The 21,746-nt window shown below is 68.3% G+C and carries 18 protein-coding genes; 9 read left to right on the top strand and 9 right to left on the bottom strand.

Annotated elements, in window-relative coordinates:
• Positions 1 to 93 precede the first annotated feature (93 nt).
• On the bottom strand, positions 94 to 2,955 hold the full coding sequence (gcvP, locus tag AOP72_RS00165; RefSeq protein WP_274519719.1) for an aminomethyl-transferring glycine dehydrogenase: 2,862 nt from the start codon (positions 2,953 to 2,955) through the stop codon (positions 94 to 96).
• A gap of 124 nt (positions 2,956 to 3,079) precedes the next feature.
• Between gcvP and AOP72_RS00160 the strand changes: the two genes are divergently transcribed.
• The 3 genes from AOP72_RS00160 (at position 3,080) to AOP72_RS00150 (ending at position 6,915) form a co-directional block, all read left to right on the top strand.
• Complete coding sequence (locus AOP72_RS00160; RefSeq protein WP_062130707.1) at positions 3,080 to 3,370, top strand: hypothetical protein; 291 nt, start codon at positions 3,080 to 3,082, stop codon at positions 3,368 to 3,370.
• Positions 3,371 to 3,380: 10 nt separating this feature from the next.
• On the top strand, positions 3,381 to 4,367 hold the full coding sequence (locus AOP72_RS00155) for a glycosyltransferase family 2 protein (protein ID WP_062130704.1): 987 nt from the start codon (positions 3,381 to 3,383) through the stop codon (positions 4,365 to 4,367).
• Between the two features lie 91 nt (positions 4,368 to 4,458).
• Complete coding sequence (locus AOP72_RS00150) at positions 4,459 to 6,915, top strand: glycogen/starch/alpha-glucan phosphorylase (protein ID WP_062130701.1); 2,457 nt, start codon at positions 4,459 to 4,461, stop codon at positions 6,913 to 6,915.
• Between the two features lie 155 nt (positions 6,916 to 7,070).
• Here the strand turns inward: AOP72_RS00150 and AOP72_RS00145 are convergent, their stop codons facing one another.
• Entirely contained in the window at positions 7,071 to 7,454 is a 384-nt protein-coding gene (locus AOP72_RS00145) for an RNA-binding S4 domain-containing protein (RefSeq protein WP_062130698.1), read from the bottom strand.
• A 62-nt stretch (positions 7,455 to 7,516) separates the two neighbouring features.
• Between AOP72_RS00145 and AOP72_RS00140 the strand changes: the two genes are divergently transcribed.
• The 6 genes from AOP72_RS00140 to AOP72_RS00115 all read left to right on the top strand — a co-directional run bounded on the left by AOP72_RS00140 (position 7,517) and on the right by AOP72_RS00115 (position 11,930).
• Positions 7,517 to 8,164, top strand: coding sequence for a hypothetical protein (locus AOP72_RS00140; RefSeq protein WP_062130694.1), 648 nt, complete (start codon positions 7,517 to 7,519; stop codon positions 8,162 to 8,164).
• Complete coding sequence (locus AOP72_RS00135) at positions 8,161 to 9,255, top strand: threonine aldolase family protein (RefSeq protein WP_084631036.1); 1,095 nt, start codon at positions 8,161 to 8,163, stop codon at positions 9,253 to 9,255. Before AOP72_RS00140 ends, AOP72_RS00135 begins: the two co-directional genes overlap by 4 nt.
• A complete protein-coding gene (locus tag AOP72_RS00130; RefSeq protein WP_062130689.1) occupies positions 9,255 to 9,635 on the top strand; it encodes a YchJ family protein in 381 nt (126 codons plus the stop codon). Before AOP72_RS00135 ends, AOP72_RS00130 begins: the two co-directional genes overlap by 1 nt.
• A 68-nt stretch (positions 9,636 to 9,703) precedes the next feature.
• Positions 9,704 to 11,011 (top strand): inorganic phosphate transporter, encoded by a 1,308-nt coding sequence (locus AOP72_RS00125; RefSeq protein WP_084631790.1) that lies wholly within the window; start codon positions 9,704 to 9,706, stop codon positions 11,009 to 11,011.
• A gap of 9 nt (positions 11,012 to 11,020) precedes the next feature.
• Positions 11,021 to 11,257: a hypothetical protein gene (locus tag AOP72_RS00120; RefSeq protein WP_084631034.1), complete on the top strand. Its 237-nt coding sequence runs from the start codon at positions 11,021 to 11,023 to the stop codon at positions 11,255 to 11,257.
• 139 nt (positions 11,258 to 11,396) lie between these two features.
• Positions 11,397 to 11,930 (top strand): DJ-1/PfpI/YhbO family deglycase/protease, encoded by a 534-nt coding sequence (locus AOP72_RS00115; RefSeq protein WP_062130682.1) that lies wholly within the window; start codon positions 11,397 to 11,399, stop codon positions 11,928 to 11,930.
• A 119-nt stretch (positions 11,931 to 12,049) separates the two neighbouring features.
• Here the strand turns inward: AOP72_RS00115 and AOP72_RS13130 are convergent, their stop codons facing one another.
• From AOP72_RS13130 to AOP72_RS00080, 7 genes are read right to left on the bottom strand one after another with little or no spacing between them, the layout of a single operon-like run.
• Complete coding sequence (locus AOP72_RS13130; RefSeq protein ID WP_152650180.1) at positions 12,050 to 14,995, bottom strand: arabinofuranosidase catalytic domain-containing protein; 2,946 nt, start codon at positions 14,993 to 14,995, stop codon at positions 12,050 to 12,052.
• Positions 14,996 to 15,051: 56 nt separating this feature from the next.
• Positions 15,052 to 15,990 carry a glycoside hydrolase family 43 protein gene (locus tag AOP72_RS00105; protein WP_062136591.1) on the bottom strand — a complete coding sequence of 313 codons (939 nt, stop codon included), beginning with the start codon at positions 15,988 to 15,990 and terminating at the stop codon, positions 15,052 to 15,054.
• Positions 15,991 to 15,992: 2 nt separating this feature from the next.
• On the bottom strand, positions 15,993 to 17,327 hold the full coding sequence (locus AOP72_RS00100) for a family 1 glycosylhydrolase (RefSeq protein ID WP_062130678.1): 1,335 nt from the start codon (positions 17,325 to 17,327) through the stop codon (positions 15,993 to 15,995).
• Positions 17,324 to 18,178 (bottom strand): carbohydrate ABC transporter permease, encoded by an 855-nt coding sequence (locus AOP72_RS00095; RefSeq protein ID WP_062130674.1) that lies wholly within the window; start codon positions 18,176 to 18,178, stop codon positions 17,324 to 17,326. Before AOP72_RS00095 ends, AOP72_RS00100 begins: the two co-directional genes overlap by 4 nt.
• Positions 18,168 to 19,118 (bottom strand): carbohydrate ABC transporter permease, encoded by a 951-nt coding sequence (locus tag AOP72_RS00090; protein ID WP_084631030.1) that lies wholly within the window; start codon positions 19,116 to 19,118, stop codon positions 18,168 to 18,170. Before AOP72_RS00090 ends, AOP72_RS00095 begins: the two co-directional genes overlap by 11 nt.
• A gap of 1 nt (position 19,119) precedes the next feature.
• Positions 19,120 to 20,400: an ABC transporter substrate-binding protein gene (locus tag AOP72_RS00085; RefSeq protein ID WP_152650179.1), complete on the bottom strand. Its 1,281-nt coding sequence runs from the start codon at positions 20,398 to 20,400 to the stop codon at positions 19,120 to 19,122.
• A 58-nt stretch (positions 20,401 to 20,458) separates the two neighbouring features.
• A complete protein-coding gene (locus AOP72_RS00080; protein ID WP_193746323.1) occupies positions 20,459 to 21,496 on the bottom strand; it encodes a LacI family DNA-binding transcriptional regulator in 1,038 nt (345 codons plus the stop codon).
• Positions 21,497 to 21,746: the final 250 nt, after the last annotated feature.

Here is a 21,746-nt window from a genome sequence, read left to right as displayed (position 1 = left end):
GACGTCACTCTAACCCACGGCGCACGCTCGTCACGAGGGCCTGTGGACGCCGTGTGACACAAGCCACGCAGACTGCGCGAGCAGGGCGCCCGGTCAGACCTCTTCGGCGTCGGCGGCGTACGCCTCGACCGGGGGGCAGGAGCACACCAGATGCCGATCTCCGTGAGCGTTGTCGATCCGCGACACGGGAGCCCAGTACTTGTCCTGACGCAGACCCGCCACCGGGAATGCCGCCTGCTCTCGCGAATAGGCGCGGTCCCACGTGTCGGAGACCACCGCATCGGCCGTGTGGGGCGCGTGCCGCAGCGGCGAGTCGGCGGCGGCGATGTCGCCGCGCTCGACTGCCGCGATCTCTTCCCTGATCACCAGCATTGCGTCGATGAAGCGGTCGATCTCCCCCAGGTCCTCGGACTCCGTGGGCTCGACCATCAACGTGCCGGCCACGGGGAAGGACATCGTGGGCGCATGGATCCCGAAGTCGATGAGCCGCTTCGCGATGTCCTCGTTGGTGATCCCCGTGGCCTTCGTGAGCGGTCGGATGTCGAGCACGCACTCATGCGCCACGAGTCCTCCAGGCCCGCGGTACAGGACCTGGAAGGCGTCCGCGAGACGCGTCGCGACATAGTTGGCGGCGAGCACTGCGGTCTCCGTGGCGCGCATGAGTCCCTCGTGTCCCATGAGCGCGATGTATGCCCACGTGATGGGCAGAATCCCCGCAGAGCCGTAGGGGGCGGCGCTCACCGGAGCGCCCCGTCGCTGCAGCTCTGCCGGCCGCTGGATGGTCTGACGCAGCGCGGGCAGGTACGGCACCAGGTGCTCGGCGACCGCGACCGGGCCCACGCCGGGGCCGCCGCCGCCGTGGGGGATGCAGAAGGTCTTGTGCAGGTTGAGGTGCGAGACGTCGCCGCCGAAGTGACCCGGCTTCGCGAGACCGACGAGCGCATTCAGGTTCGCGCCGTCGATGAACACCTGGCCCCCGGCCTCGTGGACCGCGGCGCAGACCTCGCCCACGTGCGCCTCGTACACGCCATGAGTGGAGGGGTAGGTGATCATCATGCAGGCGACGCGGCCCTCGTGCGCCGCGAGCTTCGCGTGGAGATCGTCTGTGTCGACCTCGCCGTCCGCTGCGGTCGCGACCACCACCACCCGCAGACCCGCCAACACGGCGGACGCGGCGTTGGTGCCATGGGCCGATGCGGGGATCAGGCAGACATCGCGCTCGGCATGTCCGTGATCGCGGTGGTAGGCCCGGATCGCCAGCAGCCCCGCGTACTCGCCCTGGGCGCCCGAGTTGGGCTGCACTGAGACTGCGGCGTAACCCGTGATCTCCGCAAGCCAGCCCTCGAGCTGAGCGATCATGTCGCGATACCCGGCGGTCTGGTCCGAGGGGGCGAAGGGGTGGATGCGGGCGAAGCCCGGCCAGCTGATGGGCGCCATCTCCACAGCCGCGTTGAGCTTCATAGTGCACGAGCCCAGCGGAATCATGGTGCGGTCCAGCGCCAGGTCGCGATCGGCGAGACGGCGCATGTAGCGCATCAGAGACGTCTCCGACCGGTACTGATGGAAGACCGGGTGAGAGAGGTAGTCGCTCGTGCGACGCAGCGACCGCGGGATCGCGACGCGAGGCGCGGTGTACACCGCGTGGCGCTTGACGGCCGTGACCGCCTCGACGAGGTGGTCGAGGATGTCGAGGCTCGTCACCTCGTCGCATGCCATCGCGACGTGATCGTCGTCGACGCGGCGCAGGTTGATGTCGGCGGCGGCCGCGCGGGCGATCACGGAGTCCGCGCCGCCGTGGACCTCCGCCACCACGGTGTCGAAGAAGTTCTCGTGCTTGATGCGCACGCCCGCCGCCGTGAGCGCATCGGCCAGCGTGACGGCCGTGTTGTGGACCTGCTGGGCGATCGCCCGCAGGCCATCGGGACCGTGGTGGATCGCATAGAAGCCAGAGACGATCGCGAGCAGGGCCTGCGCGGTGCAGATGTTGGACGTCGCCTTGTCGCGGCGGATGTGCTGCTCCCGCGTCTGCAGCGCCAGCCGGTACGCCGTGCGGCCGTCCGCGTCCACGCTCACGCCCACCAGGCGGCCGGGCAGCTGGCGCTCGAGCCCTTCCCGCACCGCCATGAATGCCGCGTGGGGGCCGCCGAAGAACAGCGGCACGCCGAATCGCTGCGCGGAGCCCACCGCGATGTCCGCGCCGATCTCCCCCGGGGCCTTGACCATGGTCAGCGACAGCAGGTCCGCCGCGACGGTGACCAGTCCACCGACTGCGTGAGCGGTGGCGACGACGTCCTGGATCTCGCGCAGCACGCCGGTGGAGCCCGGCTGCTGAAGCACCAACCCGATGAGGTCGGCGGGCGCCTCCCACCCCATGTCGACGTCCTGGATCTCGAGCCGCAGGCCGATGGCCTCCGCGTGAGCCGCGACCACCGCGATGGTCTGCGGCAGGCACTCCGAGTCGAGCACCACGACCCCGCCCTCGCGGTCCTTGACCGCGCGGCGCATCAGCAGGACCGCCTCGGACACCGCGGTCGCCTCGTCGAGCAGCGATGCGCCCGCGACCGGGAGCGCAGTGAGGTCGGAGACCATCGTCTGGAAGTTCAGCATGGCCTCGAGCCGGCCCTGCGAGATCTCGGCCTGGTACGGCGTATACGCCGTGTACCACGCGGGATTCTCGAGGACGTTGCGACGAATCACCGTGGGCGTGATCGTGTCGTAGTAGCCCTGGCCGATCATCTGGGTGTGGACCTGGTTGCGCTGGGCGAACGACTGCAGGGCGCCCAACGCGCCGTACTCCGTGAGGGGATCCGGGAGCACCAGCACGTCGTCCTGACGGATGGACTCCGGCACGGCCGTCTCCGCCAGCACAGCGAGCGACGGATACCCCACCGCCGCGAGCATCGTCTCGGTGGCGGTCTCGTCGGGGCCGATGTGGCGGTCAGCGAAGGAGGTCACTTGCCCATTGTGTCTCAAAGGCCCTGGACGCGACAGGGGCGTGCGCCGAACGCCACATGAGGCCTCTCTACTGCGGCGCTGTCCTGCGCCGCTGTGCCACCATGTGGGCACAAGGAGGTCGGCGATGGACGTGATGATCGGCGCGGTGCTCGGCGTGCTGCTGGGCTGGGGCGCCTCCCGCACCCATCCGACGGTGGACGCCGGCCCCATCGTCGGAGTGCTCAGCGGTCTGGTGGGAGGACTCATCGGACAGGCATGGCTCGGTCCGGCGCTCGCGCCTGCGCTGGCCGGCCAGGCGCTCGCGGGCGCGGCCGCCGGCGGGGCCATCGGCGGCCTGGTGCTCGCCCCCGTCGTCGGGATTGGGATCGGCCAGCTGCGTCGCAGGCAGCGCCGCACGGCGCCCGGCGACCACTAGCCTGAGTGGCGTGAAGCTCGTCGTCCAGATCCCGTGCCTCGACGAAGAGGCGACCCTCGGCGAGGTCCTCGCGGGCATCCCCACCGTCATCCCGGGCGTCGACGAGATCGAGGTCGTGGTGATCGACGATGGCTCGTCGGACGGGACGTCGCGGATCGCCCACGAGCACGGCGCCCACGTCATCCGGCACGTCCGCACGATGGGGCTCGCGCAGTCGTTCCGGGACGGCATCGACCACGCCCTCGCCCGCGGCGCGGACATCGTGGTCAACACCGATGGCGACAACCAGTACCCCCAGCACCGCATCGGTGACCTGGTCGCTCCGATCGTCGCCGGTGAGGCCGAGATCGTGATCGGCGATCGGCAGACGCACACGATCGCGCACTTCTCCCCCTTCAAGAAGACGATGCAGCGTTTCGGCTCCTGGGTGGTGAACCGTGCCGCTGGCACGCGCCTGCCCGATGCGGCCTCCGGCTTTCGCGCCTACTCGCGCTACTCGCTGTATCGACTCAACATCATCACCCGGTTCAGCTACACCATGGAGACCATCATCCAAGCGGGCGACAAGCGCCTCGCGATCGCATCGGTCCCCATCGTCACCAATCCCAAGACGCGGGAGTCACGGCTGTTCCGGAACGTCGGAGAGCACATGCTGAAGTCTGCGCAGGCGATCCTGCGCTCGTCGATCATGTTCCGACCCTGGATGCTGTTCGCGTGGCTCGCCTCGCTGTTCGGCATCCTCGGCGCGATCCCGTTCGTGCGGTTCATCATCCTGCGTGCGCTCGGCAACGACGGCAACCACATCCAGTCGCTGATCTTCGGCACCATCATGCTGGTGGGCGCCGGACTCTCGCTGGCGCTGGGGATCCTCTCCGACCTCATGAAGACCAACCGCATCCTCCACGAGCAGGCGCTCGAGCGCATGAAGGAACAGCAGTACGGGCCGGCAGTGTCGCCGCTCCAGCGGTTCGAGCCCGACGCCACCGAGGACGCCTGACCCTCACCACGCGGCTCGCTTTGTGTCGACCGTGTGAATTCTTGCCGCGCGTGGACAGAGGTCCTACTCCGTGAGCCATACATTGGGTGGTGTGACCCACACCTCCGCACCCTCCGCCGCCCGCGAGCACACTGTCGAGAGCTTCACCCGCGAGTTCCTGCGGGAAGTGAACTTCGGCCAGGGCGTCGACCTCGACCGTGCCTCGACCAACGACAAGTACCTCGCGCTCGCGCGCACGGTGCGCGCCTACCTCACCACCCGGTGGCTCGAGACGCTGCGCACGCAGCGCCGCGAGCAGAAGAAGGCCGTCGCCTATATGTCGGCGGAGTTCCTGCTGGGACGCCAGCTCGACAACAACCTGCTGGCCACCGACCTGGACGACATCGCTCGCGACTCGCTGAGCCAACTGGGCATCGACCTGGATGAGCTGCGCGAGGCGGAGATCGAGCCGGGGCTCGGCAATGGCGGGCTGGGCCGGCTCGCGGCGTGCTTCGTCGACTCGCTCGCCACGGAGAATGTGCCGTCCATCGGCTATGGCATCCGCTACGAGTACGGGATCTTCCGCCAGCGCTTCGAGGATGGCCGCCAGGTGGAGGAGCCGGACGAGTGGCTGCGTCTGGGCTCGCCGTGGGAGATGCCGCACCCTGAGAACGCCGTCAACGTCGGGTTCGGCGGCCGAGTCGAGGCCTGGACGGATGAGTCGGGACGCGCGCATCGGCGCTGGATGCCCGACTGGCACGTCACCGGCGTGCCCTACAACTACATGGTGCCCGGCTACCGCAATGGTCGCGTCAACACCCTGCGGCTGTGGTCCGCGCGTGCCACACAGGCGTTCGACCTCGCGATCTTCAACGCCGGCGACTACACGGACGCCGTGCGCGCACAGACGCAGGCCGAGAACATCTCCAAGGTGCTCTACCCCGAGGACTCGACGCCCCAGGGCAAGGAGCTGCGGCTCCAGCAGCAGTACTTCTTCGTCGCCTGCTCGCTGCGCGACTTCGTCGAGAAGGTGCTGCCAGAGGACTACGACCTCCACCGCCTGCCGGAGCGGATCACGTTCCAGCTGAACGACACTCACCCCGTCATCGCCGTGCCCGAGCTCATGCGCCTGCTGATCGACGACCGCGGCTGGGAGTGGGAGGACGCCTGGGCCGTCACTCAGAAGGTCTTCGCGTACACCTGCCACACCCTGCTGCCGGAGGCCCTCGAGGTCTGGCCCGTCGATCTGCTGGGCCGGCTGCTGCCCCGCCACCTTGAGATCATCTACCGGATCAACGAGGAGTTCCTCGAGCAGGTGCGCGAGGCCTTCCCGGGCGACATGCTGCGCGAGCGCCACATGTCGATCATCGCGGAGGAGCCCGTGCGGTCGGTGCGGATGGCCTACCTCGCGACCGTGGCTGGCTCCAAGGTCAACGGCGTCGCCGAGCTGCACTCGCAGCTGCTGCGCGACAAGGTGCTCTCTGACTTCGCCGAGATGTACCCGCACAAGTTCACCAACGTCACGAACGGTGTGACGCCGCGCCGCTTCATGGCGCTGTCCAACCCGCGCCTGAGCGCTCTCATCACCGAGGCGATCGGCGAGGGATGGCTCACCGACCTGGAGCGGCTGCGCGAGCTCGAGCCGTTGGCTGACGACGCCGAGTTCCGGCGCCGCTTCCGCGAGGTCAAGGACCACAACCGCGTGCGGTTCGCCGACGTCATCGCGGCTCGGGACGGCATCGAGATCTCGCCCGACGCGATGGTCGACGCGATGGTCAAGCGTCTGCACGAGTACAAGCGCCAGTCGCTCAAGCTGCTGCACATCGTGTCGCTGTACGAGCGCATCACGAGCGGCGCCCTCCCCCTCGCGGACGTGACGCCCCGGACCTTCGTGTTCGGCGCCAAGGCCGCACCGGGCTATGTCCGCGCCAAGGAGACCATCGCGCTCATCAACGCGGTGGGCAGGACCATCAACGCCGACACCTCGCTCGAGGGTCGCCTGAAGGTCGCCTTCCCCGCGAACTACAACGTGACTCTGGCGGAGAAGCTGATCCCCGCGGCGGACCTGTCCGAGCAGATCTCGCTGGCCGGCAAGGAGGCCTCCGGCACGGGCAACATGAAGTTCGCCCTCAACGGCGCGCTCACCGTCGGCACCGACGATGGCGCGAACGTGGAGATCCGCCAGCTCGTGGGCGACGATCACTTCTTCCTGTTCGGCATGGACGAGCCCGCCGTGTCCGACCTCCAGGCCAGCGGCTACCGCTCGGCGTCGTACTACGAGCAGGACAGGGACCTGCGCGCGGCACTCGACATGATCGCCTCCGGCGCCTTCACCGGCGGAGAGCGCGGCTCGTTCGTCTCCTCCATCACCGGAAGCCTCATCGAGCGCGACCGGTTCATGGCGCTCGCCGACTTCCGTGCCTACGTGGACGCTCAGGAGCGGGTCGAGGCTCACTGGGCGGACCAGGAGGCGTGGACCAGGTCAGCGGTGCTGAACGTCGCACGCACCGGGTACTTCAGCTCCGACCGGTCGATCAGGGACTACCTCGCGCGCATCTGGAACGCCTGACCCTGCCCCCAACCGCGCAAGTGTCGAATTCCGTGCGCGATTGCACCGAGCACCGCACATAGAGCGACACCTGCGCCCGGTGCGGGCAGTGGCCGGCGGTGGACGGCAGCGGGAATGCGGCCGATGCGCGTGTCGGCTACGTGGGCAGCGGGCCGTCAGAGCGTGCGGCGGCCTCGCAGCCGGTCCAGCTGACGGCGCTCGCGCTTGGTGGGCCGCCCCGCACCGCGATCCCGCGCGCCCACCGTGGCGGGGCGCTCCACGCGCGGGGGCGGCGGCGGGCTGTGATCGACATAGGCCGCCTGTGCCATCGGCGCGCTCACGCGCTTGACGAGCAGCTGGCGGACCTCGACGATCGTGATCTGCTCGTGGAGGCGCACCTCGACGCGGTCGCCCGCGCGCACCGTGGTCGAGGCCTTGGCGCGGTCGCCGTTGACGCGCACGTGCCCGGCTCGGCATGCGGCCGTGGCCTGCGAGCGGGTCTTCGCGAGCCGCACGGCCCAGACCCATGCATCGGCCCTCGCGCTCGTCCTGCTCTCCACGCGCTCAGCCTACGTCCGGGCGTGGAGGTGAGCGCGCATCGGCCGGGCATACCCTTGGCGGCATGGACATCATCCTCGAAATCATCGGCTGGACCGGCTCGCTGCTCATCGTCTGGTCGCTCATGCAGGCGCGCGTGCTCAAGTTCCGGTGGATGAACCTCACGGGCGCCCTGATCGCCACTGTGTACAACGGCGTCATCGGGATCTGGCCGTTCGCATTCATGAACCTTGCGATCACCGTGATCGACATCTACTGGCTGAGGCGCCTCTACCGCGAGTCGCACGACGAGGCGGTCTACCAGGTGCTTGCCGTCGACGCGGACAACGCCTTCCTGCGCCGGGTGCTCGAGGAGCACGCCGAGGACGTGAAGTCCCACGAGCCGGCCTTCGACATCGACGCCGATGCGGGCACCGCAGCCGGCGGCACCCGCCACACGTTCCTCGTGGTGCGCGGCGACGAGGCCGTGGGCGTCGTGGTGGTGCGGGACCTCGGCGACGGCGTGGGGCTCGTCGAACTGGACTGGGTCAAGGAGAGGTTCCGCGACTTCACGCCGGGCGAGTTCGTCTTCCGCAAGTCGCAGGTGCTGGCCGATGCGGGCTTCCGCCGGCTCGAGCTCGCGCCACACGACGCGACCGACCTGGACTACCTGCGCCGCGTGGGCTTCCACCAAAGCGGCGCCCGCTGGGCGCGCGAGGTCACGGCGGCGTGACCCCCTCCACGGGCGCCCGGCACTTCGCCTCGGACAACTACGCCTCGGTGCACCCGGAAGTGATCACGGCGATGACTGATGTCAACGTCGGACACGACGCCGCGTATGGGGCCGATGCGGCAACGGCCGCCTTCGACGCGGCGGTGGCGGCGGAGTTCGGCGAGCATGCGCTGGGCTTCCCCGTGTTCAACGGGACCGGAGCGAACGTCATCTCGCTCATGGCGTTGTCGCCGCGCTGGGGCGGGGTCGTCGCGTCGGAGCACGCACACATCCACCGGGACGAGAACGGTGCTCCCGAGCGCGTGGGCGGCCTGAAGATTCTCGAGGTGCCGGCGCCGGACGGCCGCATCGATCCGGCCTCGCTCGACGCCTGGGCCGGCGACCTGGGAGATGAGCATCGCGCGCAGCCCCTCGTGCTCTCGGTGACGCAGTCCACCGAGCTCGGCACCGTCTATGAGCTCGAGGCACTGCAGGCGCTCGTCGACCGTGCGCACGCGCTCGGCATGAGGGTCCACATCGATGGCGCGCGGATCGCCAACGCCGCCGCGGCCCTCGGGGTGTCGCTGGCCGAGGCATGCGCGAGCGCGGACGTGCTGTCGCTCGGCGGCACCAAGAACGGCGCCATGGGGGCCGAGGCCGTGGTCGTGCTCGCTCCCGACCTGCGCGGCCGGCTCGCGGCCGAGCTGCCCCACCTGCGCAAGTCGACCATGCAGCTGGGTTCCAAGATGCGCTTCGCCTCGGCCCAGCTCACGGCCCTGCTCACGTCACGTGATGACGCGGGCGACCCGCTGTGGCAGCGCAATGCGACTGACGCCAACGCCATGGCGACCTGCCTGCGTGCGGAGCTGGAGCCGCTCGCGGCCGAAGGCGTGCTGCGGTTCACGCAGCCCACGGAGGCCAATGCGGTGTTCGTCGAGATGCCGCGCACCGTGGCTCGCACGATTCGCGAGACCTTCCGCTTCTACGACTGGCGGCCTGGCTCTACCGCCGAGACCGTCGAGGTGCGGCTCATGTGCTCGTGGGACACGCGTACCGAGGACTGCGTTCGGCTGGGCGCACTCGCCCACGCAGCCGCGCACCCCGAGGCCTGATGGCACTCGCCTGCCCCTGCGGCTCGGGAGTGCCGTACTCGGAATGCTGCCGGCCGCTGCTGCGGGGAGAGCGGGAGGCCGCGAGCGCATCGGCGCTGATGCGGTCCCGCTACACCGCGTACGTGCGCCGCGACGAGGGCTACCTGCTGCGCACCTGGCACCCCTCGACCAGGCCGCCGTCGCTGGATCTGGAGGATGTGCAGTGGCGCGGTCTCGATCTGCACGGCGCCACCGCCGGCGGCGAGGACGACTCGACCGGGACCGTGACCTTCACCGCGCTGTTCGACGACGACTCCGGCGCGCCAGGATCGATGCACGAGTCGAGCAGGTTCGTGAGCGAGGCGGGGCGCTGGTACTACGTCGACGGAGACGTGCGCTGAGATGAGTGACGGGACCCATGACCGGGGTCCCGTCACGAGACGTCCATCCACCCACCACAATGGTGGACGTGAATGACCCTCTCCTCCTGGGCGTCGTCGTCGCGACAGCGCTCGCCTTCGACTTCACCAACGGGTTCCACGACACTGGCAATGCCATGGCCACGTCGATCGCGACCAAGGCGCTCAAGCCACGCCAGGCGGTGCTGCTGTCTGCCTCGCTCAACATGGTGGGAGCGTTCCTGTCGCTCACCGTCGCCGCCACCATCGCCACCGGGATCGTCGACGCGCGCATCGTCACGCTCGAGGTCGTGCTGGCGGGGCTCGTCGGCGGCATCGTCTGGAACCTGCTGACATGGCTCTTCGGCATCCCGTCGAGCTCTTCGCATGCCCTGGTGGGCGGAGTGGTGGGCGCGGTGCTCGCCGCCTCGGGCTCCTCCGGCGTGCTGTGGAGCGGCCTCACGGCCAAGGTGCTGATCCCCGCACTGCTTGCTCCCGTCGTCGCGATCATGGTGGCGGCGATCGGCACAGCGATCGTCACGCGCATCACCGCAGACGTCGAGGAGAAGGACAACGACACGATGTTCCGCTGGGGCCAGATCGGGTCGGCCTCCCTCGTCTCGCTCGCGCACGGCACCAACGACGCTCAGAAGTCGATGGGCATCATTCTGCTCGCGCTCATCGCGGCAGGGGCGGTGCCTGCGGATTCGGGGGTGCCGTTCTGGGTGATCCTCTCGTGCGCGCTGGCGATGGCCGCAGGCACCTACACGGGCGGTTGGCGCGTGATCCGCACGCTGGGCAAGGGGCTGGTCGAGCTGTCGTCTCGTCAGGGCATGGCAGCGGAGACGTCGTCCGCGGCCGTCATCCTGCTGTCGAGCCACTTCGGCTACTCGCTGTCGACCACTCACGTCGCGACCGGCTCCATCCTCGGCTCGGGCGTGGGCATGAAGGGCGCGTCGGTGCGGTGGTCGGTGGCCGGACGCATGTTCGCGTCATGGCTCATCACCGTTCCCTCCGCTGCTCTGGTCGGCGCGCTGTGCTACTGGCTCGACACCGCGGTCGGCGGCACAGCCGGTTCCTACGTGGTGTTCGGCGTGCTCATCGTGGTGGCAGGCCTCATCTACCTGCGCTCGCGCATCCGCCCCGTGAATCACGCCAACGTCAACGACGACTGGGACCCCGTCGAGGACCCCGAGGCGTACGTGGCCGAGTCCGTCTCGGTCCACAACCCCGCCGTCATGCGAGTCCGGCGCAAGGACCTCAAGAGGGCGAAGAGGCGCGCGCGGCGCGAAGCGCGGCGGCTCGACCGTGAGGCGCAGCGCCGTGCCGACGAGCAGCATCGCAGAGCGCAGGCCCGCGATCGCACCGAGCGGCGCTAGGAAGGAGCCGTGATGCAGTTCATCGAATGGGGAGCGCTGGCGAACATCGTCGGTCTGGGCATCCTCGTGGGGGCCGGTTTGCCGAGCCTGTTTGCGATCGGCGTGCGCGCCCTCGCTGGCCCTGGCGCGCGGGGCGCCGACGGCCGAGTCGCACCCCGCCGCGTCGTGCTCGCCTGGACGTGCTTCGGGATCGCGGCGGCAGCGATCGGGGGCGCCATCATGTTCCTCGCTGCCGGCGGCCACTGACGAACGCACCACCCCCGCGTGCCGTGGTGCTCCCGGGGCCCCGCGCGCGTCGATGCCCCTGCGCCCATGGAATGTCCCCGCCGCCATCTGCGGTTGACGGAGGGGTGGACGGAACCTCCGCCGACGAAAGGAGACAGCGATGAGCGCACTGATCATCACGACCAACTATGGAGTCGAGCAGGACGAGCTCAAGAAGCCCCTTGAGGGGCTGCGGGAGGCCGGCGTGCCCGTGACGCTCGCGGCGACCGAGTACAGCCCCGTGCAGTCGCTCGTGGGCGACAAGGACCCCGGTGAGACCTTCGAGCCGGACACTCTGCTCGCGGACGTCGAGATGGGCGACCACGCCGTGCTCGTGATCCCCGGCGGCACCATCAATGCCGACACCCTGCGAACGGACGATGCGGCCATCGCCTTGGTCCGCGCGTTCTCGGCGGATGGACGCACCATTGCCTCCATCTGCCACGGACCGTGGCTGCTCGCCGAGGCCGACGTTGCGAACGGCAAGACCCTGACGTCCTACGAGTCCATCGCGACGGACCTGCGCAACGCGGGCGCGACGTGGCAGGACGTGGAGCTCAAGCGCTGCGAGGCAGAGGGCTGGACGCTGCTCACTTCGCGCAACCCTGGCGACCTCGACGCGTTCTCGCCGGCGGTCGTGGAGGCAGCGCGGTAGGGGCGCTCACCTTCGCAAGGGCGAAGGCCCCCACCCCGGTGATCCCGGGATGGGGGCCTTCGTACGCTACGGCGCAGCCGGTGAGACAGGCTCGGTGGCCCCCTCGGTCTGGCGCGGGATCAGGGAGCCCATGCCACTGCGGGGTTCCATGTCACGTCGTCTGCCCATGACGTCGGACTGTCCCACGGGTCTGGGCCGCCGTTGGCAGCGGCATAGATGCCGCCGTTGTAATGACGCAGGTACAGCGTGGGATCGGCAAACGCCCTCAGCGAGACACCTCGACCACCGGCGCCCGGCTCCGGGCAGAAGGTCGCATCGGTCTCGAACTGGGCCGTGCCGTCGTCCTGGTCCTGATGGACCGTGTCTCCCTGTCGACGCAGGTAGCCCCCTGGGTAGTTGACAGACTCCAGCGAAACGCAGGCCGCGTCGGCAAGGCCTGCGCGCACCGTCCATGACGCGTCCTGCTTGACGCCCGTCGATGAGGCAGCGGTCACGGTCGACAACACTGCATCACCGAACTGGTGTCGCACGAAGTCGTTCGTGCAGCAAGGGGTCGTGGCACGCAGGGAGATCTCGGAGTCCGGCTGGAGCGCAGCCGTGCCCTGAAGAACGAACTTCTGCTGGGACCCGCCCGAGCACACCTCGATGGTGAGTTGAGTGCCGTTCGTGCTGCCTGGAGCCGTCAGGCAGAGGCCACTGGGCGGATTGAGCATGGACCCGTCGGCCTGCTGGATCCACTCCTGACCACCGACGCCATTGCAGTTGAACAGGATCACCGACGTCCCGGGAGCGGTGCTGTTGCCAGCGACGTCGAGGCAGCGCGTCATGGTCTCCACGGTGTTGTCGCTGGTGTGGATCCAGTGCTGATCTGCGGCGTGTTCGATGCACTCCCACAGTTGAACGGCAGGGCCAGACCAATTGCCATAGGTATCGTTGCCGGCCGTGTCCATGCACGTGCCGCCAGGAGCGGACACCATCTGGCCGCCCGAGACTCCGAACTCCTGTGCGGCGGCGCCGTCGCATCGCTCGATGGTCAGCACGGTGCCGTTGGTGGTGCCGCTCGTCGGGTCATGAAGGCACAGGCCCGACTGAGGGTTCAGGAGCGAACCGTCATCCTGCTGCACCCACTGCTGACCGCCCGAGCTGTTGCAGTCGTACAACTGCACGGGAGTGCCGGGAGTGGTGCCGTTCCCGACGATGTCAAGGCAGCGTCCCAGGGTCGTCAGCGAGCCGTCGGACGTGGACCACCAGCTCTGATCGTTGGCCTCGCGCATGCAGTCCTCGACCACCACCGAGGTTCCGTTCGTGCCGGTATTGGCTCCGTGAACATCGACGCACTTGCCGCCCGGAGCGTCAATGGGCGTGGCCTGGAACAGCAGGCCAGGGGTGATGATGAAGCGTTGGCTGGCTGCGGCGGCGCACGGCTGGATCTCCAGCCGAGTCCCGTTGGCTGTACTCGAGTTGCGCGCAGTCAGGCACTGGCCGGACTGCGGATTGAGCAGCGTGCCATCGCTCTGGGGGAACCACTCCTGCCCACCGAGGCCGTTGCAGTCCCACAACTGTATGGGGGTGCCAGCGGTGACCGTGTTGCCCTGCACCTCCAAGCACCGGCCCATGGTCTTGAGGGTGTTGGGGTACTCGTCGACACCAGAAGTCAGATGCACCGTCGGGGTGGTGCGAATGTGCAGCCAGTGCTGGTCGACAGCGTCGTGCAAGCAGTCCCACAACTGGATGGCCGCGCCACCCTGGCCGTCGTCATCACCTGAGACGTCAACGCACTTGCCACCGGGTCCCGTAATGCCGACCCCGGGTCCGCCTCCCGAGGTGCCGGTGTAAGTGACCGAGGCGATGTCCGACTGCAGGGCAGCGACGCTGGCATCAGGGGCGTAGCCAGAGGTGATCGCGCCCTCGAAGAAGGAGCCCGGGGCCGCATTGCTGTTGTCTCCTCCCGCGCCGAGGGTGATGCCGCCTTCCTGCTTCATCGGGGTGTAGCCCGGCGGCAGCGAACCTTGGAACAAGGCATCGAGCGTCGGTTCGGTGGCGTCACCTCCGTCGAGCGCGAAGCTGGTCTGGCCGTCGTTGCGCAGGACTCCCGTCACGAACGGGCTTGTCTGGCTGACGTTGGCGGGATTGCTGGTGCCATCACCCATGAACACGCCATTCTCGAGGTCCGCCTGCAGCCACGGCCCGCGACCTGAACAGGGCGGTGCCCCGCAGAACGTCGACATGATCAGCGTGTCCATGTGCCCTTCGCCGGTGTTGGTGGACGTCCTCTCCACGTTGCCGAAGTCGAAGCAGCAGGCGTTGGTCGCCATGGTCCCGCTCGCAACCCAGTACATGGACTCCGGCTGGCCGTCGACGGCCATGCCATTGCCGATGGCTCGGCGATAGCCCACCCGGGGTTCCACCTGAATGCCGTACACGTCATGGCCGTCGACCGTGATCGGCAGCGCATCGGCGCGAGCGCCGATCGCGCTCGATCCGGCCTCGCCCACCGGCGCGATCGTGAGGTGGTTGCCCTGACCGGATTGGTCGTACAGCTCCACGATGGTGCACACGGTGACCTGGCAGAAGGAGTCCTGTGCGGCAGCGTCCGCGTAGCCCGAACTCAGCAGGCCGATGTCGCTGCTCACGCCGTCGGAGTCCCTCGTCACCCGGTACAGGGGGCCGCTGTAGACGTCGACGAGGGATCGCACGGTGCTGTACGCCGCCACGCACGGGTTGCCGCCGGTGGCGAAGACATCGCATGGCAGGCCCGGAGAGACCGCAACCGAGACGGGGGCCTCTGCGGGTGTGGAGAGCGGCGGCGCGACCGCGGCGTTCTGCTCCGCCACGGGGGCCTGCGTCCCGGTCGCAGCATCGGCCGCGGCCATGGGCGAGGTGGTGATGCCGACCATCGCCACGACCGCCAGGGCGAGCGCACTGCTGCCCGCCTGCAGCCCGCGTCTGCGTCGACGTTGGCGTGGTGGCTCGCTCGGCTCGGCCGGGCGGTGGGGCGCTCCCCATCTCAGGAGGCCGCGTCGGCCTTGCCGGTGGAACTCGATACGGGTGGTGTCTCGGTGCATTGCTGTTCTCCTCACACGACGTTGGGTGATTCGGAACTACCTCTGGGGTGAAGCAATCAGATGTCTGTGCTGGCCGGGCCTCCTTGGAGATGAACTCGGGGACCGTGGTAGGTGAAATCGACGTCGAGTACGTGCATGCGCCGGGCGGTTCGCGCCTCGTCCCACGCGTGAAACGCGATGACATCGCGGCCGTCCGGAGCGGTCGTCAGGCTGTTGTGGCCGGGCCCGATGAGGCCGCCGTCGCCTGTTCGCAGCAGTGACGGAGCATCGGCCGGAGCATGCCTCCACGGACCCATGGGGTGGTCCGCAACGGCCCACGACACGGCGTACCCCGGACCCGTCCAGGCGCCTCCCGAGTAGGTGAGCCAGTACCGGCTCCCCCGTCGGACCACCGCCGGCCCCTCGAGCGTGTGCCAGTCGAATCGCCGTCCATACATGGCTCTCTCACGCTGGTAGATCTGCCAGTCGTGGTTCGGCTCCAATACCGTCTCCGGCGGATCGTCCAGCGCGGTGGGTGACGCCATCCTCGCCACGGCCAGGTGAGTGCCAGGCCGCTCGGCCTCGACCACATCGCGAGCGAAGAACAGGTACCAGTGCCCGTCGTCATCACGGAACGGATGTGCGTCGATCGCGAAGGTCTCCTGCGGCGTCAGGTTCACCCCGGCATCGACGAACGGGCCGACGGGGCTGGCGGCGCGTGCGACTCGCAGATGGTGCCCAGCGATGCCGTGCCCGACCGAGTAGTACATCCAATAGGCGCCGTCGATGCGAGCGACTTCGGGCGCCCAGTACTCGTCGCCATGCGCGGCGCCCAGGCGCTCGAGGACGCCGCCGAGTGGCGTCCACACGCTCAGGTCCGGCGAGGACATCGCCTCGAACACTCGCGGGGACTGAGGCTGGTCGTCAACTGGCGGCCCGGAACCGTACGCGATGTAGGTTCCGTCGTCGAGCCGGAGCACGAACGGATCAGCGAAGTACCCCTCGGCCACCGGCATGATCACGCTGCGCCCTCTCCGACCGGGCGCATCGCCGCCGCAGTGAACAGGTGCGCGGCGCGAGTCGGATGCCGCTCGAGGGTGCCGTCCGGTTTCTCCTCGAGCCGGACCACGCCCATGCGGCGCAGAAAGGCGGTCTTCCCGTCCACCGGGTCCCCCAGCGGCGGTGCCGGGGCGATCTCGAGCGAGCCATCGGGTCGCGGTTGCGCGACGGCGAACTCCTCGACGTTGGCGCCACCTGCCGCCCAGGACCAATCGACGAAGTCGAACATCGGCCACCACGTGTACCCGCGCACGTCGACGCCCTCGGCGCTGAGGCGCCGGACCGCGTCGACCGACTCACTCAGCCAACGCGCGCGTATGGCATCGTCGCCTTCGACGCTGGTCTCGGTCACTGCCAGCGGCAGGCCGTAGCGGGCGTGGAATCCCGTCAGAGCCTCTCGCAGTCCGCGCGCGCCGCGGTCATAGCTCACCTGGACCACCTGGCCCTCGAGGTTCACGAGTCGCCGCGGGGTCAGATCCGGGTAGTAGTTCACGCCCATGATGTCTGGACTGGTCCCGTGTGCAGACAGCCAGTCGAGCTCAGTCTCGCGCGCGCCGTGCCTCAGCAGCCACTCATGCATGGGATGCGAGGCGTCGACACGGCCCAGCAGCAGATCTGTGGGCAGCCACCCCACCTCCGTGAGGAGGCGTGCATGATCGTCGAGGTCCGGTTCATCGGTGCGGATGTTGGTGGCGGCCTCCACGTGAACGATGCTTGCGTGAGGCTGGGCGCGGCGGATCGCGTGGATGGCGCGCGCCATGCCCACGGCGATCGGCATGACAACGGAGACCCATCCGGTCCAGCCGGCGCGCGCGGGCGGCCACACGCCGCGCAATCCGCAGAACGATGCCGTGGTCACGGGCTCGTTCAACGGGGTGAAGTGGGTGAGGCGATCCCGATAGCGGGAGGCGATCGCGCCGGCGAACTCTTCAATGGCCGCGGGGTAGGCGTCGTCGGCGAAGCTGTCGATCAGCCATGGTGGGGTGCCGTAGTGGACGAGATCGGCCACCAGCGTCAGGCCAAGATCGTCGACGGCGTGCGCCACGACCTGGTCGAGGCTCTCCCAGTCGAACTGCCCCGGGCCGGTGTGGATGCGGGGCCAGCTCACTCCATAGCGAAGCGCTGTCGCTCCGAGCTCAGCCACGAGGTCCAGATCGCTGCGCCACTGCAGGTGGTGGTCCGTCAGGACGTGCTCGTCCAGAGCCATCCGGCTCGGATCAACCGGGTAGACGCAGGTGTCCTCGATTCCCAGGGCCCACGTCAGGTTGCCGGCCACGAATGCAGGGCGTGTCATTTGAGTCCCGTCGTTGCCACGCCCGCCACGAAGTACCGCTGGGCCAGGAAGAAGGCCAGCGCAAGAGGCAGCAAGGAGAGGGTCGCGCCGGCCAGGAGCACGGCATGGTCGTTGACGTGCTGGCCGCCGAAGAGCGTCAGTGCCGCCGGCAGGGTGCGCATCTCGGTGGAGCTGGTGACGATCAGCGGCCACAGCAGGTCGTTCCACAGGTTCATGAAGTGCAGCACCGCGAGCGTGGCCAACGCAGGCTTGGCCAATGGCAGGATGATCTGCCAGTAGATGCGCAGGTGTCCGGCGCCATCGATGCGCGCCGCCTCGTCGAGCTCCCGTGGAATGGAGATGAAGAACTGGCGCAGCATGAAGATGCCGAACGCGCTGGTCGCCCGCGGAATGATCAGCCCGTGGTAGGTGTCCAGCCAGCCCAGATGGAACAGCTCCACGAACACCGGGATGAGCGTGACCTGGAACGGCACCATCAGCGTCGCGATGACGAGCCAGAAGCACAGGGTGGAGCCACGGAACTTGATGCGGGCCAACGCGTAGGCGAACATCGAGTCGAACACCAGGCACAGAGCGGTCGTGACGCCGGCGAAGATGAAGCTGTTCATGACCAGCCGCATGAACGGGAGCTCCTCCCAGATGCCCCGGTATCCATGAAGGCTCCACTGCTCTGGCAGCAGGCTCGCGGGTGCGCCGAACAGGTCAGCCTCGGTCCGGAACGACCCGGTCACCATCCACACGAACGGCACGAGGGCCACGACGATGCCGACGCCGAGCAGCACCCATTTGAGGGTCCCGGTCAGCGCCTTCTGGGGGGAGGGGCGCCGCCGCACATGAAGGTCAGTCGACATCTTGATACCTGAAGATTCGTAGCTGGAAGGCGGAGAGCGCCATGATGATGGCGAACAGCACCCAGGCGATGGTCGAGGCGTAGCCGAGGTTGAAGTTCTCGAATCCCTCGCGGAACATCATCGTGACCAGGGTGTCCGTGGCGAACAGTGGGCCGCCGTTGGTCATGACGTACACCAGGTCGAACACCTGGAGGGAGTTGATGGTCATGATCATGGTGGCGAAGAGGAGTGTGGGGCGGATGCTCGGCAGGGTCACGTGGCGGATCAACTGCCACCCTCTCGCCCCGTCGAGCCGCGCGGCTTCATAGAGGTGCTCCGGCACGCCCTTCAGGCCGGCCAGCAGGATGATCATGGTGAAGCCCACGTTCTTCCACACGCTGACAGCGATGACCGCGGGCAGAGCGAGCGAGGTGTCCTGCAGCCACGGAATCGGCTCGGCACCCACCAACTCGGTCACGCCGCCGATCAGACCGATGCTGGGATCGAGCATGAAGCGCCACACGATGCCGATGATCGCCAGCGCGACGATCGTGGGAAAGAAGAACACCGACCGGACGATCCTGTTGAGCCAGGTGTCGCGCTGCAGTGCCGATGCAGCGGCGAAGCCGAGGATCAGCTGCGCCACCACGGACACGACCGAGAAGATGACGGTGACGTAGAGGGCGTTCCAGAACCGCTCGTCGCCGAGGAGCTCGGCGTAGTTGGCCAGCCCCACCCACTCTTGGGTCTCGGCACCGATGCGCCAGTTGTACAGGCTGTAGCGGAACGACTGCACGATCGGGTAGACGATGAAGCCGAGCAGGATGACCAGACTCGGTGCCGCGAACAGCCAGGCGGGTTGGAAGCGCCACCGGCGAGGTCGATGACCGCTGCGGCCGGCGCGCCCCGTGCTGGGCACGGGGCGCGCGGCACGCGCAGAGCGTGTAGACGTGGCCGTCATGTCAGCCTTGGCATCCAGTGGTCGAGTTGATGCGCTCGGTCGCCGCCTGGATGGCCTGCTCCACGTCCTCCCCGCGAGTGATCTCGCCGATCAGCGGGATATAGCCCTCCGAGTCCACCTCGGTGGCGCTGGGCACGCCCGGCAGGTACAGACGCGCGCCGGGCAACGCCGCTGCGAAGGCAGAGACGTCCTCATTCGCGGCGAGCTCAGGGTCGTCGCCCATGTCGGTGCGCACCGGCGGGAATCCGCTCTCCAGCGCGAACTGCTTCTGCGCCTCCTGACCCGTCCACCACGCGAGGAACTCCTGTGCCTCCGCGGGGTGCTCGGTGTTGGCGGAGATCGCCAGCGGCGCGGTGGAGGCAAGGGTCACGTCGCCGTCGACTCCTGTCGGCACCGGTGCGATCCCCAGTTCGATGCCCGCGTCGCGGTAGCCAGGGGCTGCCCACGGACCGTTCAGTTGCATCGCAGCCTGGCCCGCGCTGAACAGAGCGTCGGACTCCGCCCCCGTCAGCCCCACCGGCGCCACCTCGTCGACGACGAGCTGGGACCAGGTGGTCAGGCTCTCGACGTTCTCCGGGGTGTCGAGAGCGGCACAGTACTGCTCGTCGACGATGTCGCCACCGTCAAGCCACTGCAGTATGGGCCACATCTGAATGGTCTCCCGCTCAGCAAGAGACAGCCCATAGACCCCGTCACCGGTCAGATCGCGAGCGACCTCCCGGAACTCATCGACGTCCGCCGGCGGGCCGTCGATTCCAGCCTGTTCGAAGAGGGTCTTGTTGTAGTACAGCTGCAACGTCGCCATGTTGGCCGGCACCGCGTACAGCGTGCCGTCCACGGTGAACGCCTCGACGGCGGCCGGGGCGAGCTGCCCCACGTTGATCTGGCCCTCTCCCTCACCCACCGCGTCGAGCGCCAGCAGCGAGTCGGTCTCGAGGTACTGGCCCACGATGTTCGGATCGAAGTTCGGCGTGGCCACATCCGGACCCTGCCCGGTGGCCCATGCGGACGGCAGCTTCTGGGCGATGGTGTCCCACGGCTGGACCTCCATCTCCACCTGGATGTCGTCATGGGTGTCGTTGAACGTCTCGACCAACGCTTCATACGCGCCCCGGTCGCCGCCGGTGAAGCCAGTCCACAGCGTCAGCTCCACGGGCCCGGCGTCGGCATCGGTCTCCATGCCGGGGTCGCCGTCATTGTCGGTGGAGCCTGCGGAACTGCACCCGGCCACGGCCAGAGCCGCGACGGTCGCGATAGTGAGGTGCCTTCTGATAGTGCGCATGAGCGTGTTCTCCTTTGAACGGTAGCCCCAGACGGAGCGTGGATTGCGGCTTGCGTGCCTATGGACAGCCGCAGGACTGGCGCACGACCAGTTCCGTCGGCAGCACAGCGTGAGCGTCGGGTCCGGTGAACCGGACTCCGCCGATCAGATCGAACAATCGGTCGGTCGCGAGGCGTGCCATCTCCTCGGCCGGCACCCGGACCGTCGTGATCGCGGGCGTCGTCACGCGCGCCAGGCCGAAGTCATCGAAGCCGACGATGGAGATCCGGCGCGGGACATCGTGCCCATCGGCGGCGAGGCGGCGCATGGCCCCGAAGGCCATCTCGTCATTCGCGGCGACCACCCCATCGACGCCCTCGCGTCGCTGTATCGATACAGCAGCCGCATCGCCGGACTCCTCATCGAAGTCTCCTTCGACGACCTCGAACGTCGCGCCGTAGTGCTCGGCGGCTGCGATGAACCCATCACGCCGATCAATGGCCGCCTGGTGGTCCAGCGGACCACTGATGTGGACGACTGAACGACGCCCGTGGTCGCGCACCACGTGCTCGGTTGCCGCGTAGGACGCCGCCACATCATCAATGCCCACGCTGACCGCATCGGGCAGCACAGGGAAACCGCCGAGGAGCACCACCGGCACGCCGGAGCTGACCAACTGAGCGATGCCCTCGTCGTCGACCGCGGCACTGGTCACGATCGCGCCGTCGACCGATCCCGATCGCATCACGCGGTCGTAGGCGGCTTTGCCGTGCTGCTCGTCGACATTGGTCGAGATGACGAGCTGGGCCTCGCGGGAGTTGGCGGCATCCGTCACGCCGGTCAGCACGTGCATGAAGTAGGAGTGCCCAAAGACGTGTTGGCTGGTGTTCGGCACGATCAACGCGACGGCATCGGCCCGGCGGGCGCGCAGTGCACGGCCCGCACTGTTGGTGACGTATCCCAGTTCTTCCGCAGCCTCACGCACGCGCGCCTTGGTCTCGGTGCCGATGCGCGGTCCATCCAAGAGCGCCTGAGATACAGCCGAGACCGAGAGGCCCACTCGCTCAGCGACGTCCCGCAGCGTCACCTTGGCCACATCCATCTTGGGAGCGGTCATGAGTCCAAGCACCTCCATTGGCTACTCTGCTGTATCGTTACAGCAATTCCGGGTTGCACAAGAGCTGTATCGATGAAGCACGACAGTAGCCGACGCTGCTGTTCGTCGTCAAGCCCTTGCCGCACCTCGATCACCTCGACGCGTTCTCGCCGGCGGTCGTGGAGGCAGCGCGGTAGGGGCGCTCACCTTCGCAAGGGCGAAGGCCCCCACCCCGGTGATCCCGGGATGGGGGCCTTCGTGCGTGCTTGCG

Origin of the sequence: Demequina aestuarii, from assembly GCF_000975095.1 — a bacterium.
Taxonomy (GTDB): Bacteria; Actinomycetota; Actinomycetes; order Actinomycetales; family Demequinaceae; genus Demequina; species Demequina aestuarii.
Note: the sequence above shows the minus strand (reverse complement) of the source record. Positions and strands in the feature narration are given on the sequence as shown.

What these genes read in the sequence shown, in the direction of transcription:
- AOP72_RS00160 (WP_062130707.1), top strand. Translation starts at nt 3,080, where the DNA reads ATGGACGTGATGATCGGCGCGGTGCTCGGCGTGCTGCTGGGCTGGGGC.
- AOP72_RS00140 (WP_062130694.1), top strand. Translation starts at nt 7,517, where the DNA reads ATGGACATCATCCTCGAAATCATCGGCTGGACCGGCTCGCTGCTCATC.
- AOP72_RS00130 (WP_062130689.1), top strand. Translation starts at nt 9,255, where the DNA reads ATGGCACTCGCCTGCCCCTGCGGCTCGGGAGTGCCGTACTCGGAATGC.
- AOP72_RS00115 (WP_062130682.1), top strand. Translation starts at nt 11,397, where the DNA reads ATGAGCGCACTGATCATCACGACCAACTATGGAGTCGAGCAGGACGAG.
- AOP72_RS13130 (WP_152650180.1), bottom strand. Translation starts at nt 14,995, where the DNA reads ATGCACCGAGACACCACCCGTATCGAGTTCCACCGGCAAGGCCGACGC.
- AOP72_RS00105 (WP_062136591.1), bottom strand. Translation starts at nt 15,990, where the DNA reads ATGCCGGTGGCCGAGGGGTACTTCGCTGATCCGTTCGTGCTCCGGCTC.
- AOP72_RS00100 (WP_062130678.1), bottom strand. Translation starts at nt 17,327, where the DNA reads ATGACACGCCCTGCATTCGTGGCCGGCAACCTGACGTGGGCCCTGGGA.
- AOP72_RS00095 (WP_062130674.1), bottom strand. Translation starts at nt 18,178, where the DNA reads ATGTCGACTGACCTTCATGTGCGGCGGCGCCCCTCCCCCCAGAAGGCG.
- AOP72_RS00090 (WP_084631030.1), bottom strand. Translation starts at nt 19,118, where the DNA reads ATGACGGCCACGTCTACACGCTCTGCGCGTGCCGCGCGCCCCGTGCCC.
- AOP72_RS00085 (WP_152650179.1), bottom strand. Translation starts at nt 20,400, where the DNA reads ATGCGCACTATCAGAAGGCACCTCACTATCGCGACCGTCGCGGCTCTG.
- AOP72_RS00080 (WP_193746323.1), bottom strand. Translation starts at nt 21,496, where the DNA reads ATGACCGCTCCCAAGATGGATGTGGCCAAGGTGACGCTGCGGGACGTC.